At 41.4% G+C, this 15,434-nt stretch carries 14 protein-coding genes and 1 tRNA gene; 13 read left to right on the forward strand and 2 right to left on the reverse strand.

The window, feature by feature from the left end; all coding sequences use genetic code 11:
- Window positions 1–489 precede the first annotated feature (489 nt).
- The 7 genes from D0469_RS16205 (at window position 490) to D0469_RS16240 (ending at window position 7,239) form a co-directional block, all read left to right on the forward strand.
- On the forward strand, window positions 490–1,989 hold the full coding sequence (locus tag D0469_RS16205; protein ID WP_117327769.1) for a tetratricopeptide repeat protein: 1,500 nt from the start codon (window positions 490–492) through the stop codon (window positions 1,987–1,989).
- A 111-nt stretch (window positions 1,990–2,100) separates the two neighbouring features.
- On the forward strand, window positions 2,101–3,051 hold the full coding sequence (trxB, locus tag D0469_RS16210; protein ID WP_117327770.1) for a thioredoxin-disulfide reductase: 951 nt from the start codon (window positions 2,101–2,103) through the stop codon (window positions 3,049–3,051).
- A gap of 522 nt (window positions 3,052–3,573) precedes the next feature.
- On the forward strand, window positions 3,574–4,032 hold the full coding sequence (locus D0469_RS16220; protein ID WP_117327801.1) for an NUDIX hydrolase: 459 nt from the start codon (window positions 3,574–3,576) through the stop codon (window positions 4,030–4,032).
- Window positions 4,033–4,072: 40 nt separating this feature from the next.
- Entirely contained in the window at window positions 4,073–4,966 is an 894-nt protein-coding gene (rapZ, locus tag D0469_RS16225; protein WP_117327772.1) for an RNase adapter RapZ, read from the forward strand.
- Complete coding sequence (locus D0469_RS16230) at window positions 4,963–5,943, forward strand: gluconeogenesis factor YvcK family protein (protein WP_325048967.1); 981 nt, start codon at window positions 4,963–4,965, stop codon at window positions 5,941–5,943. Before rapZ ends, D0469_RS16230 begins: the two co-directional genes overlap by 4 nt.
- A 62-nt stretch (window positions 5,944–6,005) precedes the next feature.
- Window positions 6,006–6,944, forward strand: coding sequence for a DNA-binding protein WhiA (gene whiA / locus D0469_RS16235; RefSeq protein ID WP_117327773.1), 939 nt, complete (start codon window positions 6,006–6,008; stop codon window positions 6,942–6,944).
- A 37-nt stretch (window positions 6,945–6,981) separates the two neighbouring features.
- Window positions 6,982–7,239, forward strand: coding sequence for an HPr family phosphocarrier protein (locus D0469_RS16240; protein WP_117327774.1), 258 nt, complete (start codon window positions 6,982–6,984; stop codon window positions 7,237–7,239).
- 261 nt (window positions 7,240–7,500) lie between these two features.
- Here the strand turns inward: D0469_RS16240 and clpP are convergent, their stop codons facing one another.
- Window positions 7,501–8,115: an ATP-dependent Clp endopeptidase proteolytic subunit ClpP gene (gene clpP / locus D0469_RS16245; RefSeq protein ID WP_117327775.1), complete on the reverse strand. Its 615-nt coding sequence runs from the start codon at window positions 8,113–8,115 to the stop codon at window positions 7,501–7,503.
- 408 nt (window positions 8,116–8,523) lie between these two features.
- Here clpP and D0469_RS16250 point away from each other — a divergent pair.
- Window positions 8,524–8,595 (forward strand) — tRNA-Arg (locus D0469_RS16250).
- A 309-nt stretch (window positions 8,596–8,904) separates the two neighbouring features.
- Here D0469_RS16250 and D0469_RS16255 read toward each other — a convergent pair.
- Window positions 8,905–9,681 (reverse strand): PAS domain S-box protein, encoded by a 777-nt coding sequence (locus tag D0469_RS16255; protein WP_117327776.1) that lies wholly within the window; start codon window positions 9,679–9,681, stop codon window positions 8,905–8,907.
- Window positions 9,682–10,059: 378 nt separating this feature from the next.
- Between D0469_RS16255 and rpoN the strand changes: the two genes are divergently transcribed.
- From rpoN to D0469_RS16280, 5 genes are all read left to right on the forward strand, one after another.
- Window positions 10,060–11,379: an RNA polymerase factor sigma-54 gene (gene rpoN / locus D0469_RS16260; RefSeq protein ID WP_117327777.1), complete on the forward strand. Its 1,320-nt coding sequence runs from the start codon at window positions 10,060–10,062 to the stop codon at window positions 11,377–11,379.
- 180 nt (window positions 11,380–11,559) lie between these two features.
- Complete coding sequence (locus D0469_RS16265) at window positions 11,560–11,784, forward strand: glutaredoxin family protein (RefSeq protein ID WP_117327778.1); 225 nt, start codon at window positions 11,560–11,562, stop codon at window positions 11,782–11,784.
- Between the two features lie 172 nt (window positions 11,785–11,956).
- Complete coding sequence (locus D0469_RS16270) at window positions 11,957–12,979, forward strand: sugar-binding transcriptional regulator (protein ID WP_117327779.1); 1,023 nt, start codon at window positions 11,957–11,959, stop codon at window positions 12,977–12,979.
- Between the two features lie 55 nt (window positions 12,980–13,034).
- Window positions 13,035–14,042, forward strand: coding sequence for a type I glyceraldehyde-3-phosphate dehydrogenase (gene gap, locus D0469_RS16275; RefSeq protein WP_117327780.1), 1,008 nt, complete (start codon window positions 13,035–13,037; stop codon window positions 14,040–14,042).
- Between the two features lie 203 nt (window positions 14,043–14,245).
- Entirely contained in the window at window positions 14,246–15,430 is a 1,185-nt protein-coding gene (locus D0469_RS16280) for a phosphoglycerate kinase (RefSeq protein ID WP_117327781.1), read from the forward strand.
- Window positions 15,431–15,434 lie beyond the last annotated feature (4 nt).

Consider the following 15,434-nt stretch of genomic DNA (forward strand, 5'->3'; position numbering starts at 1 on the left):
TAAAAGTGCTGATAAAATTTACAAAGTCGACGATATATTTACAAAGTCGACGATATATTTTCAAAGTCGCTGATAAATGAGTGAAGTTGCCGATATTTATGAAATATAGAGATACCCGTATATGTATATTGGCAAAAAGAGCTGGGATTCTTGGTTATTCGGTCAATATTATATGAAAAACATCCCTGTTTTTGCGGGCAGATTGGTGAATTGCTCCATTAAGGGACAAAAAAATTTAAAAAAAGTCCGTTTTTACCTCATAAACTCTCATAAATGTAGGGGGGAATAAAAGTTCCATCCAATATATCCCCCTATTAGCGCCTGTTTTTGTGCCATGCAATTATTCCAGAAACAAGTAAAGAGGGCTGCGCCTACAGTATTTCGGCAGGTTAATCGGCATTAGATCTGATAGTGCTCATCAAACCATTCCTGTTTTAGCAATAATATGCTATAATAGTAGAGTTAATCTGCTTTAAGATGGAGGACTTCATGGGGAACGATTCAAAAGGCGGCCAACAGGCCAAAATTTTACCCTTTCATCCAACAGGGGAATATTATTTTTCCAAAGGTTTAAAAGCATATCACAGACGTGATTTATATAAAGCAAAAAAATATCTGGAGCGTGCAATGGCGCTCGAGCCGAATGAGCCGATGATTGCTTGCCAGCTCGCTATTACCTGCACGGAGATGGGAGAGTACACGTACTCAAACAATCTTCTAGAAAATATATTGAATGTATTGGATCCGTTGATGGCGGAATGCCATTATTTTTTGGCAAATAATTATGCTCATCTCGGAATGTTTAAAGAGGCTTACCGCCATGCGAATGCTTACCTTGATAAGGAAGAGGACGGAGAGTTTTCAGAGGATGCTGAGGATCTTCTTGACTTGATCACTTTTGAAACAGATGAGGGAGAAGAAAGCTTTAACCAGGAAGATGGCCTGATTTTTAAACAGGAGAAAGCAAGGGAGTACCTCGAATGCGGTAATTTTGAAAAGGCTATTGAGGTGCTGCTTGAGACAATTGAGGAATATCCTGATTTTTGGTCGGCCTATAACAACTTGGCGCTGGCTTATTATTATGTAGGCCAGACAGAAGAAGCCTACCGGACGCTAGATACCGTGCTCGAAAAAAGTCCGGGTAATTTGCATGCACTCTGCAACATGACTGTTTTTCATTTTTACCAGCAAAGGGACATGGAGCTGGATGAACTGGTTAAAGCGCTTGCCAAAATCCGCCCAATTGTTTTGGAACAAAGGTTCAAGCTTGGAGCAACGTTTGCATTGGTTGGCAAATACCAGCTTGCTTATCAGTGGCTTAAACAGCTCCAGAAGCAAGGCTTTGAAGGAGATGCCACTTTCTTTTATTGGCTGGCTATTTCTGCACACTACCTGGGGCATGAACATACGGCAAAGCAGGCGTGGAAAAGGGTGCTTGATATCAGTCCCGATAAGGCTGGCATGGAGCCGTGGGCAGAAGGAAACCAGCAAGCCGATGGTTTTGAGAACCACACTCCATCCATTCTGAAAAGAATAGATAGCGACTATGCTGAGGAGAGGCTGTTTGCTATTTTTCTTAGTAAACATTCAATGGAAAGGGATATGCTGCACAAACACTCTCTTTTCGCCGATAATGAAAAATTAACACAGCTGGAGCAGAATTATATCAAGCTGCTTACGGGACATTCACAGGGCATGAACAGTGAGATTGAATTTGCTGACCGAACGGCTGAACTTCTATATAAACATTTCACCCCGATTCAGATTTCAGAAGCAGGTTTATTTCTTATGTGGTTTTCTTTGTTTGTGGAAGCGGTCAATGAAAACATTAAGCTTACGAACCCGGCAGCCTGGGCTGCAGCTTCAGAATATACTTGGAACAAGCTAAGGGATGAGAAGAAAAGCCAGCAGGAAATTGCAAAAAAATATTATATTTCTACCTCGACATTGGCTAAATATGTAAAATTAGTAAATTCACTGCTTCGTTGAGCAAATATTTGGACTGTAAATTGTTTGTTATATAGGATATGAGTAGGGAAATGCTAAAAGAATAATACGTAAGCTCTTTGGCCATGTATTTTTTTGAGGGAGTGAAAAAAGGTGTCAGAAGAAAAAATCTATGATGTGCTTATAATTGGTGCAGGACCTGCTGGTATGACGGCTGCAGTGTATACATCTCGTGCCAACCTTTCTACGTTGATGCTTGAACGTGGAATACCTGGCGGGCAAATGGCGAATACAGAAGAGGTAGAAAACTATCCAGGCTTTGATCATATTCTCGGCCCGGAATTGTCTACGAAAATGTTCGACCACGCAAAAAAATTCGGAGCAGAATATGCATATGGCGATGTGAAAGAAATTATCGATGGCGAAGAATTCAAAACAGTGCGGGCGGGTTCTAAAGAATATAAAGCCCGTTCAGTGATCATTTCTGCCGGTGCGGAATATAAGAAGATAGGTGTTCCAGGTGAAAATGAACTAGGCGGCCGAGGCGTTTCTTATTGTGCCGTCTGCGATGGAGCGTTCTTTAAACAAAAAGAATTAGTAGTTGTAGGAGGCGGAGACTCTGCTGTCGAGGAAGGTGTGTATTTAACACGCTTTGCTTCAAAAGTGACAATTGTTCACCGCCGCGATGAGCTCCGTGCCCAAAAGATTCTTCAGGATCGGGCATTTGATAATGAAAAAATTGATTTCATCTGGAATAATACAGTAAAACAGATTAATGAAAATAACGGAAAAGTCGGCAGTGTAACTCTAGTTTCCACTGAAAACGGTGAAGAGATGGAGTTCCCGGCTGACGGAGTATTCATTTATATCGGTATGCTGCCGTTGACGAAACCGTTTGAAAACCTGGGAATTACAAATGAAGCAGGTTACATTGAAACAAATGAACGCATGGAAACCCGAGTTCCGGGAATCTTTGCTGCTGGGGATATCAGGGAAAAATCACTTCGCCAGATCGTTACCGCTACAGGCGATGGAAGTATTGCAGCCCAGAGTGCACAGCATTTTGTGGAAGAGCTTGCAGAACAAATGAAATTAAAAGGGTAAAGTGTAACGAGGCTTTATAAACGTAATTCTGTTTTAATTAAGCTGTAACACTAATGAAACAATGTTCAGGTATAGTTAGAATAGTAATTGACCCCCTTTTATATTTATAAATCCTTTGGATGGCACAGTTTGCGAAAACTGTGTCTTTTTTTTGGTTCCAGCGAGTTCCAGCGGCCACACGATGTGGGTAAAAACGGTGTTTGCCACAGGACAAGGAACGCTACGGCAGCGAGGCAACGCACGAAACAAAGCGACAGCTTTGTGAGGACGTAGTGAATTTAGCCGTTCTGCCTCTTAAACAGGGGGCTTGCGCTTTTCTTGATTTTCCAGGTATATGTTCGTTGTGGGCAGTTTTGAAAAATAGTATAATAAATGGAATACGTTTTCATCTAAAGATTGAATATAATGCAAACAATAATATAAAAATGTCTGATTTTTCTCTGTGAAAGGAATCTTGTGCCATAAAAATATGGCTCACTTTTTATGGATGTATTTGCAGAGCATAAGACCGAGGTGAAAATAGTGCAACGTGTCACAAACTGCGTATTAGTAAGGGAAAAAAAAGTTTTGTTACTGCAAAAGCCGCGCCGTGGATGGTGGGTTGCTCCAGGAGGTAAAATGGAGCCGGGTGAATCGGTGAGGGACGCATGCATAAGAGAATACCGTGAAGAGACAGGTGTTTATTTGAAAAATCCTTCCTTGAAAGGAATCTTTACTTTCATTATGAAGGAAGGGGATAAGGTGCTCTCTGAATGGATGATGTTCACTTTTTATGCTGTAGATTCTGATGGAGTAAATGTGGATGAGTGTGAAGAGGGCAAGCTTGAATGGCATCCTCTTGATCAAATTAAAAACCTTCCTATGGCGGAAGGAGACACGCATATACTGGAATATATGATACAGGGAACTGGAATCATTTACGGAACTTTTACCTACACCCCGGATTTTGAGCTCTTATCTTACAGGCTTGATCCAGGCTGATGCGAATATAAATATATAAAATAGGCGGGGGGAGAAGGAATTGAGTACAGGATCTGTAAGCGAGACACAATTGGTAGTAATTACAGGTATGTCAGGAGCCGGAAAAACGGTTGCGATTCAAAGCTTTGAAGATTTAGGCTTTTTTTGCGTAGATAATCTGCCGCCAACCCTACTTCCGAAATTTCTTGAACTGATGAAGGAATCTGGCAGCAAAATGAATAAAGTGGCTTTGGTTATGGACTTAAGAGGCAGGGAATTTTTTGATCATTTATTCCGTGCATTGGATGATCTTGCAGAGACTTCCTGGATCACTCCAAACATCCTGTTTTTGGATGCCGATGATTCAGCGCTGGTCCGCCGGTACAAGGAAACACGACGTACACACCCTCTTGCTCCATCGGGACTGCCGCTCGAGGGAATAAAAGCGGAGCGGAGCCTTCTTGAGGAGTTAAAGGGAAGAGCACAGGTTATTTACAATACTTCAGAACTAAAGCCGAGAGAACTTCGGGAAAAGATTCTTACCGAATTTTCAGTTGATAAAAAGCCTGTATTTACCGTGAACATTATGTCCTTTGGATTTAAACATGGAATTCCGATTGATGCAGATCTCGTTTTTGATGTCCGATTCCTGCCGAACCCGCACTATATTGATCATATGAGGCCTAAAACAGGATTGGAAGAAGAAGTTTCCAGCTATGTTTTGAAATGGACCGAAACGCAAAAATTCCTTGAAAAGGTTACCGATCTGCTGAGCTTTATGCTCCCCCATTATAAAAGGGAAGGAAAAGCCCAGCTGATCATTGCAATCGGATGTACGGGAGGTCAGCACCGGTCCGTAGCTCTTGCGGAATATATTGGACACTATTTTGAGGATGGGTATGTCACACATATTACGCACCGGGATATTGCAAAGAGGAAGGAAAAACAGCAATGACCATGAATCCAAAGCAGCCTAAAATCGTCATAATCGGCGGAGGCACAGGGCTGTCTGTCTTACTGAGGGGCTTAAAGAACCTCCCTGTTGATATTACTGCTATCGTTACGGTTGCTGATGACGGCGGCAGCTCGGGAAGATTGCGAAAAGAGATGGATATCCCGCCTCCGGGCGATATCCGCAACGTTCTTGCTGCCCTTTCCGATGTAGAGCCGCTAGTAGAGCAAATGTTCCAGCATCGGTTCGGCAGTTCAAATGAATTGTCTGGGCATTCGCTTGGAAATTTGATCCTCGCCGCAATGACTTCCATTACCGGTGATTTTGTCCACGCCATCCAGGAAATGAGCAAGGTGCTGAATGTACGGGGAAAAGTGCTGCCCGCAGCCAATCAGAGTGTGGTGCTGCACGCTGAAATGGAAGATGGCTCGATCGTTTCGGGGGAGTCCAAAATTCCCTATTCAGGAAAAAGAATTAAAAAGGTGTTTTTAACACCAAGGAAGATTAATCCGCTTGCGGAAACGATTCAGGAAATCAGAAAGGCAGATTTAATTGTTATAGGCCCTGGCAGTTTATATACAAGTATTCTTCCTAATCTTTTGGTTCCTACTCTAGGAAAAGAAGTGTGCAGGTCGAAGGCAAAAAAGGTCTATATTTGCAATTTAATGACCCAGGCAGGAGAAACGCTTGACTATACAGCAAGCGACCATGTTCAGGCTATTTACAAGCATATGGGCTGTGCCTTCATGACTACAATTCTTGTTAACAATGAGCCGATACCTGAGGATGTACAGCTTAAATATAAAGAGGAATATGCAAAACCGGTTGACTTTGATTTGGAACGGCTAAAAGAGCTTGGACTGGATATTGTCCAGGAGAAAATTATTTCTTATGAGGGAAGCGCCATTCGACATGATACAAAAAAGGTAGCGGCTTTGTTATATAAGCTGCTTCAAAATGAAACCAAACCATTGGTTTAACGTATAAAAGAATATTGGCATCGGTCTTTGGATTTATTGTAAGTGGTTTGGAGGTTAATCGGATGTCATTCGCATCAGAAACAAAAAAAGAGCTGACGACCTTGGAAGGGAAGGATTGCTGCGCGAAAGCCGAGTTATGCGCACTTATCCGAATGAACGGTTCCTTATCGTTTTCCAATCGGAAGCTTATCATTGATATACAGACAGAAAATGCGGCTATAGCCCGCCGGATCTATACGCTGTTAAAGAAGGTGTACCAAGTACAGGTCGAACTTCTTGTCCGAAAGAAAATGAAGCTAAAAAAGAATAATGTCTATATTGTCCGGTTATCATCAGAAGCCCAGAGAATTCTTGAAGACTTAGAGATTCTCGGAGCGGGTTTTGAAATACAGCATACTATCTCAAATACCTTAGTGGGAAAAAAATGCTGCAAGCGGTCCTATTTAAGAGGTGCTTTCCTTGCAGGGGGATCGGTAAATAATCCGGAAACCTCGTCCTATCATTTGGAGATCTTTTCACTGTATAAGGAACACAATGATGAGCTTTGTGAACTGATGAATTCGTTTGGTTTAAAAGCGAAAACCCATGAGCGGAAAAAAGGGTACATAACGTATCTTAAGGAAGCCGAGAAAATAGCGGACTTTTTTAACCTGGTAGGTGCACATCAGGCGCTGTTGCGTTTCGAGGATGTGCGAATCGTCCGAGATATGCGTAATTCAGTCAACCGCCTTGTTAATTGTGAAACTGCTAACCTCAATAAAACGATTGGGGCTTCATTAAGGCAGGTAGAAAATATCCGTTTTATTGATCAGACAGTTGGCCTTAACGTCTTACCGGATAAGCTTCGTGAAATCGCGGAGCTCCGAGTGGCATTCCAGGATGTCACCCTTAAGGAATTGGGAGAAATGGTTTCTGGAGGCGCGGTCAGCAAGTCCGGCATCAATCATCGTTTGCGGAAGATCGATGAAATAGCAGAAAAGATGAGAGCAGGAGAATCGTAGGATTAAGAAGCTAAAAGATGAAAGGAGAGGATAAAGTATGGTGGAGAAACAGGTAGAGGTCCGGTTGAAATCTGGACTGCAGGCACGTCCCGCTGCACTGTTCGTTCAGGAGGCAAGCAGGTTCAGTTCAGAAGTTTTTCTTGAGAGAGACGGCAAAAAAGTAAATGCAAAAAGCATAATGGGCTTGATGAGCCTGGCTGTCAGTTCCGGTGCCAGCATCACACTGAGCGCTGAAGGAAGAGATGAAGAAGAAGCAGTTGAGGCTCTTGCTGCATTTATCGAGCAGGCAATATAAAAAAACACCCGGCTGGGTGTTTTTTTTATAAGAATATATCACACTTTTTTACATGTACAGATGTCTAGCTTCAGCGCTCAGCAACTTTTTTTCCGTAGGAAAATAAAGCCCCCGACGCACAGAACGTGCTAGTGCCTACGAAGAAAAAGGACGTGGCGATGCCGTTCTTCCTCTGCTAGGATGTGCTGGCGTCGACGTTTGACACAGGGCGCCAGCACTTAGTTGATGTTCCTCTGGTAGGGCGCCTGCGCTTTTCTTGTATTATTCCTTATCTTTCTTGGCAGCTGGATTATTCTCATTGCGAGTAATAAGCTGATCGATCAATCCGTATTCTTTCGCTTTTTCAGCTGGCATGAAGTTATCGCGCTCTGTATCGCGTTCGATTACCTCTAGAGGCTGACCTGTACGTTCAGCGAGGATTTTGTTTAACTTATCACGCAAATACAGGATACGGCGAGCTGCGATTTCAATCTCAGTTGCCTGGCCTTGCGCACCGCCCAGCGGCTGGTGGATCATAACTTCTGAGTTAGGAAGGGCAAATCGTTTTCCTTTTTCACCCGCAGCCAGAAGGAATGCACCCATTGAAGCAGCCATACCAATACAAACTGTAGACACCTTAGGTTTAATGAACTGCATTGTATCATAAATCGCCATACCGGCAGTTATGCTTCCGCCCGGGCTGTTGATATATAGCGTAATATCCTTTTCCGGATTTTCTGCTTCAAGGAATAACAACTGGGCTACGATAGAGTTAGCCACATTATCGTCAATTCCGCTTCCAAGCATAATAATGCGGTCTTTCAGCAAGCGGGAATAAATGTCATATGCACGTTCCCCGCGGTTTGTCTGTTCAATAACTGTAGGAATTAAATTCAAGATATTCTCCTCCTTTTATAAGAGAGCAAATTTATGTATTCCTTGTAAGGGAATACTTAGTAATGATAATAATACACCTTTTGGTCAATTTAGGTCAAACGAAAGGCATGCCGATAAAAATTATTCGTTCGACAATTTGCAGACATATTTCGCTGCTATGTTACCGGATAAAACAATATGCTTTTCTATTCACAAGGTATGTAGATATAACCTTTAACCATAATACCCATTGTTGGTCAAATTAAACATGGATTCTTAGCTTCATTTATTTTAAAATAAGTTAAGAAAGCAAGTCACTATCCAATTAGGATAAAATGTAATTTATGTTTAAGGGTTGCAAATATGAATGAATTGCAATATAATAATATTTGTCGGCTTAAGAAATTATTGAGTTGTAAATCTAATCATGCCCTCGTGGTGCAACGGATAGCACGTAAGATTCCGGTTCTTGAGATGTGGGTTCGATTCCTGCCGAGGGCGTACCAGTTATTAGTGTTTCTGCGATTTTAATTCGTGGGAACACTTTTTTTATACTTATATTTAAAAGTGAAATGGAACGAAAAGTACCACGAAGTTCAAAGGTGTTTCTGTTATATAGTTAAGATGACCTTACCTATGAATCGGAGAAAACAATCACTGATGTCGCTTTAAACGAACGCACGAATCAATTTTCTGAAGAACCAGTAAATTTTATTCTTATTATCTGGATGAGTAGATTTTTGTAAATTTACATTCGAGCAAGAAAAAAAGGACCAGTTTCGGTCCTTATTTTTTGTATTTAATATCCTGTTATTTTCCGCAGCGATCGGCTGTTAATTCCACACCCAGGGAATGGAGTGCGTCTTTTACAGTAGACATTGTTGGTGTGGAAGCCAAATCCATGTTTAAGCGTATGGCAACTATAGCTAACTCAGGTCTTAACCCTGTTATGATAGAGTGAACACCAAGTAGAGATATTACGTTATTAATTCTAAAAAGGTAATCCGTTACAATTGTGTCTAATTTATAGATACCGGAAAAGTCTATGATTAAACATTCTACGTTTTGCTCCTGGACCTTAACTGGCACAATGTCCAAAAGCTTTCTTGCTCTATCTTCATCAATAGAACCCACCAGAGGAAGTACCGCAATCCCATGTAAAAGAGGAACTATAGTCGCAGACAGTTCATTTACTTCCTTTATGATTTCTTTATGCCTTTTTTCAGATTCTTTTCTTTCGGTTATATCTCGCACATAGGTTTGAATAGCCTTTGTATCTTTCATTAGTACAGGGTGGCAATATAATTCAACATCAACTGTTGTTCCGTCCATTCTATATATTGTTTCTTCAATAATCTCTGCTGGGTTTTCGTAAGCGGACTGTATTCTTTTTTTTATTGCCATCTTTGATGTTTCCTGGAATATATCTAAAGGACTAGCTCCGATAACCTCTGCTTTTTTTGCTTTGAAAAATACTTCAGCTGCGTGATTAATATAAATTATTTTAAAATCTGTGTGGATGATAAGCGGTTCAAGTGAATATTCAATAATCTGCCGGTAATCAATATCTGAAATATTATCGTTCACGAATTTCACTCCCTTGAAAAAAGGTTAAACCATATTATCGTTTTCATCAAGCTGCATAATACTTATAGTTATACCCAATACCTAGTTTTGATTGAAGAAGATTTGTCATATAGGTTTTAGCCTTATTTAGGTTCTCGGGTTTGTTGTAGCCGTATAATAATTAGTTTTAAAGCCTGAAAAGTAAAAAAAATAAATATTTGGCAAGTATATTTGTTTTTTTATTCATATTGGCTTCTTTATGGACCGATTGTTTAAATTCTTATGAAAATAAAGGCCCACTTTCATTCCATTCATATAATAAAAAAAGTAAGCGATTCCATTTTCTTTCATTTCTCATTACGGTTAAATAATGTAAAATAAAAATTGGGGGTGTGATGGATGAATATTAAAGCAGGCCTTTTTCAACAGCAATCGCTAAAGCTGGCCATGACACAGGAATTGAGTCAGGCAATTACGCTTTTACAATATTCAACACAAGAGCTCACTTCTTTTTTAGAGAGCAAATCAATGGAAAATCCCCTGATCGTAATTGATCATACAAGACAGCATTCTTATAATCCGAGAATTAATAAACGAAAAACAGGGCAGGGAAGAGATCCGAAAGCCTGGATTGAACAAATCAGTGATGACCATGAGACACTTGAAAACTATTTAATATCGCAATTGAACTTTCAGCAGCTTTCAAAGATGCTGTTAAAGGCAGTCCAATATTTAATTCACAGCCTGGACGAGAACGGTTATCTTCGAATGGATTTATCGGACATCGCAAAAGAAAAAAACTGGCCTGAGGAACTTGTGCATTCAGCTTTATCCATTCTACAGAGCCTCCAGCCTGCCGGAATTGGAGCCAGAAGTCTTCAGGAATGTTTGCTTATTCAGTTAAGGGGGAGCTGCTGGTATGAAGCCGCAGAGCAAATACTGTCCGGACATTTTATTTTATTTGCTGAAAAGAAATGGAAAGAGCTCTCCAAACAAACAGGCCTTTCGTTATTAGCCATCCAGGAAGTGTTTGATTTTATACAATCTCTAAATCCCCGTCCGGGTTCAGCCTTCGCTGCTGAAAAACCAGGATATATCGTTCCAGATGTTATTGTAGAATGTATAAATGGGGAATACTTGGTGGGAACCTACGACGCCACCGGGTCAAAGCTTACCCTTAACCAGGAATATTATCAGCAAATGAAAACACATAAAGATCAGCAAGTTAATCAATTTATCCAGGAAAAAATGCAGGAGTTTCAATGGATTGCCAGAAGCATTCAGCAGCGCAAGGAAACAATTGTTAAAGTAATGAGTAAAATCGTTGAAAAACAGCCTCATTGTTTTTCAAAAGGACTATCTCATTTAAAGCCAATGACGATGAAAGAGATAGCAGAGGAGTTAGGGATCCATGAATCTACTGTGAGCCGTGCGGTCAAGGAAAAGTTTGTCCAGGCGCCGTTTGGCACAGTTGAGATGAGGGCTTTTTTCTCAACTAATTTACAGACAGTCTCAGAGGACGACATATCTGTGCTCCAGGCTAAGAAAGAGCTTCAATCTGTAATCGATAACGAGGACAAAACGAAACCCCTTTCTGACCAGGATATCTCTGAAATACTAAAAGGAAGATGCGGAATTGTGCTATCAAGAAGAACAGTTGCGAAATACCGTGACCAGCTTGGGATTCCGTCATCTTCCAAGCGGAAACGTTATAAGTAAAATAGTGATCACATCATAGAGGAAGGGCAGTTAAATGTTTAGTAAAAGCTGCCGCCTTTTTTGTATACAAACCTTAAATATTAGGATTTTAGTTTTCACTGATTAAAAAGTTGACTGCTTCACTGAGCGGGGATGTAAGCTGAAAGGAATCCGCTATTTTGGGAAAAGGACTGAACAGCATTGGATGAATTAATATTATATACGAGAGAGAAATGCCCGTTATGCGATAAGGCGAAAGAACTCCTTGACGGGGAATTTTCGTTCAGGGAAGTGGATATACATAGCGATGATGCTCTTATCGAAAAATATGGGCTTATGATTCCTGTCCTAGAATACCGTGGTGAGGCAATCCAATACGGAAATCTGGATTTAAAGGATCTTCGGAACCGATTAATGGATGTATAAGGATAGAAACCGGTTTCGAAAAAATTTAAAATCTTATTAGTTGAAGTACAATTTCATTCCTGTTAATATATGTGGTGTAGCAGGGGTGATTTTTTTTAGATATTGCGGGACATAATATGTCACAGTGGGACTAAAACAGTCCAGCTACTCTACATATTAAGGAGAGTTGCTTGTGCGCTCGTTACTAGACATTCAACAGAGATTATTGCCTGACTTCTTAAATGTTATGCAAAAGCGTTACCATATTCTCCGTTATATCCGATCCATGCAGCCGGTTGGCCGCAGGAGCCTGGCGCTGAGCCTTAATCTTACTGAAAGAACGCTGCGCAGCGAGGTTGAGTTTCTAAAAGAACAAAACCTGATTGAGGTATTCAGCTCAGGGATGCGTTTGTCTGCTGAAGGTGAGGATATCCTTCAGAAACTAGAGGGAATAATGAGAGAAGTAATGGGTATAGACATAATGGAAAAGAAGCTGAGGGACATCCTCAATCTTAAAGAGGCAGTGATTGTTCCCGGCAATAGCGATGAGTCTCCATGGGTGAAAAGCGAACTTGGAAAAGCTGCAGCGGCCCGCATGAAAAGAGAGTGGCAAGGGGAAAATATCATAGCTGTGACTGGCGGTTCAACAATTGCAGAAGTTGCTAATATGCTTACACCGGCAACGAACGGCCAAAACCTGCTGTTTGTGCCTGCCCGCGGCGGCTTGGGAGAAAATGTCCATAATCAGGCCAATACGATTGCGGCTCAAATGGCCCACAAAACGAATGCTTCCTATAAGGTTCTATATGTCCCTGACCAAGTAAGCGATGAAGCGTATCAATCCTTTTTAAAGGACCCGGGCATTAAAGAAGTATTTTCGCTGATAAAACAGGCTAACATGGTGATTCATGGAATTGGCGACGCGATGAAAATGGCAGAAAGGCGAAAAACGCCCCTTGAAAATATAAAAATTATCGAAGAGGGCCACGCGGTAGGAGAAGCTTTTGGTTACTATTTCAATGAAAATGGTGAAATTGTCTATAAAGTTCGGACAGTTGGCATCCAGCTAAACGACCTGAAGCCTATTCAAAGTGTTATTGCTGTTGCCGGCGGAACCTCAAAGGCTAAAGCAATCAGTTCCTATATGAAAGCAACGCCTGCCTCGACCATTTTAATTACCGATGAAGCGGCAGCAATTGAGTTAATAAAGGGGTAATCCCCTTTTTAAATAAAAATATTATTTTCCGAATGATTAAGGAGGAATTTTTCTTATGGCAGTAAAAGTTGGTATTAACGGTTTTGGACGTATTGGACGTAACGTATTCCGCGCAGCAATGAACAACCCTGAAGTGGAAATCGTTGCAATAAACGACTTGACTGATGCAAATATGCTTGCACACTTATTGCAGTACGATACAGTTCACGGTAAATTAAGTGAAACAGTAACTGTTGACGGAGATTCCCTTGTGGTAGCAGGCAAAAAGATAAAAGTTCTTGCAGAACGTGATCCAGCTCAGCTAGGCTGGGGCGATCTTGGAGTAGAAGTAGTGGTAGAATCTACTGGACGTTTCACAAAGCGCGCTGACGCAGCGAAGCATCTTGAGGCTGGAGCAAAGAAAGTAATAATTTCTGCGCCTGCAAGTGACGAAGACATTACAATCGTTATGGGTGTTAACAACGATAAGTACGATCCAGCAAGCCATGATGTAATTTCTAACGCTTCATGTACAACTAACTGCCTTGCGCCATTTGCAAAGGTTCTAAACGATAAGTTCGGTATCAAGCGCGGTATGATGACAACTGTTCACTCTTACACAAATGACCAACAGATCCTTGACCTGCCGCACAGTGACTATCGCCGTGCACGCGCTGCAGCAGAAAACATCATTCCTACAACAACTGGAGCTGCAAAAGCAGTGGCCCTTGTATTGCCTGAATTAAAAGGTAAATTGAACGGGATGGCAATGCGTGTTCCTACGCCAAACGTTTCTGTAGTCGACCTTGTTGCAGAGCTTGAAAAGAACACAACTGCTGAAGAAGTCAACGCAGCACTTAAAGAAGCAGCTGAAGGCGAATTAAAAGGCATCCTTGAGTTCAACGAACTTCCATTGGTTTCAACTGACTATAACGGAAGCCCGTACTCATCTTCTGTAGATGGCTTGTCTACAATGGTGATGGAAGGAAACATGGTTAAGGTTCTTTCTTGGTATGATAACGAAACTGGTTACTCAACTCGCGTAGTCGATCTAATCGATTTCATCGGTAAAAAAGGACTGTAAAAATTATAGTAGAAAAACCGGATAATCAGTCATAAATTTACTAATATTAGACCTAGACAAATCTTGGTTATTCTGGCCGATTATGACTATAATGAAAAAGGGATAAAGGGGAGCGGGGATGTATGCCCTTCTCCTCTTTCTTACTTAATAAGCAACAAAGGGTTGAACATACAGTCCCTAATTAAAGAGGAGGTCCTTTGTCAATGAATAAGAAGTCAATCAAGGATATCGATGTAAGTGGAAAGCGCGTGTTTTGCCGTGTGGATTTTAACGTTCCGATGGAAAATGGGAATGTAACAGATGATACACGCATCCGAGCAGCAATCCCAACTATTCAGTATCTTTCTGAAAGAGGAGCGAAAGTAATTCTGGCAAGCCATCTTGGCCGTCCTAAGGGAAAAGTTGTCGAGGAATTAAGGCTGACTCCTGTGGCTAAACGATTAAGCGAGCTGCTTAATAAAAATGTCGCGAAATCAAATGAGGCATATGGTGACATCGCTAAAGCTGAGGTTGAAAAGCTGGATAATGGTGAAGTGTTGCTGCTGGAGAATGTTCGTTTTTATCCAGGCGAGGAGAAAAACGACCCTGAATTAGCCAAAGCTTTTGCTGAGCTTGCGGATGTATATGTAAATGATGCATTCGGTGCAGCTCACCGCGCCCATGCATCAACTGAGGGGATTGCAAAGCATCTTCCTGCGGTTTCAGGCCTTTTAATGGAAAAGGAACTGGATGTTCTGGGCAAAGCTTTGTCCAATCCAGAACGACCCTTTACCGCTATTATTGGCGGAGCGAAGGTAAAGGATAAAATCGGCGTAATTGAAAACCTTCTTGAAAAAGTGGATACCTTGATTATTGGCGGAGGACTTGCTTATACATTCGTTAAAGCACAAGGACACGAAATTGGTAAATCACTTCTCGAGGAAGATAAGATTGAGCTTGCCCAATCCTTTATGGATAAAGCGAAAGAAAAAGGCGTGAAGTTCCTGACGCCGGTAGATGCAATCGTCGGCGATGATTTTTCTCCTAATGCAAATACCCGGGAAGTTGCTATCGATGCTATTCCATCAGACTGGGAAGCAATGGATATTGGGCCAAAAACGAGAGCCTTATATGCTGATGCCATTAAAAATTCTAAACTTGTTATCTGGAATGGACCAATGGGTGTTTTCGAATTTGACATATTTGCCGGGGGTACAAAAGCGGTAGCAGAAGCACTCGCGGAATCAAAGGATACTTATAGTGTTATCGGCGGCGGAGATTCAGCAGCTGCGGTTGAAAAGTTCAACCTGGCTGATAAAATGTCCCATATTTCAACTGGCGGCGGAGCTTCTCTTGAATTCATGGAAGGCAAGGAACTCCCTGGCGTAACAGCACTGAACGATAAATAAGTAC

Origin of the sequence: Peribacillus saganii (assembly GCF_003429095.1) — a bacterium.
Taxonomy (GTDB): domain Bacteria; phylum Bacillota; class Bacilli; order Bacillales; family DSM-1321; genus Peribacillus; species Peribacillus saganii.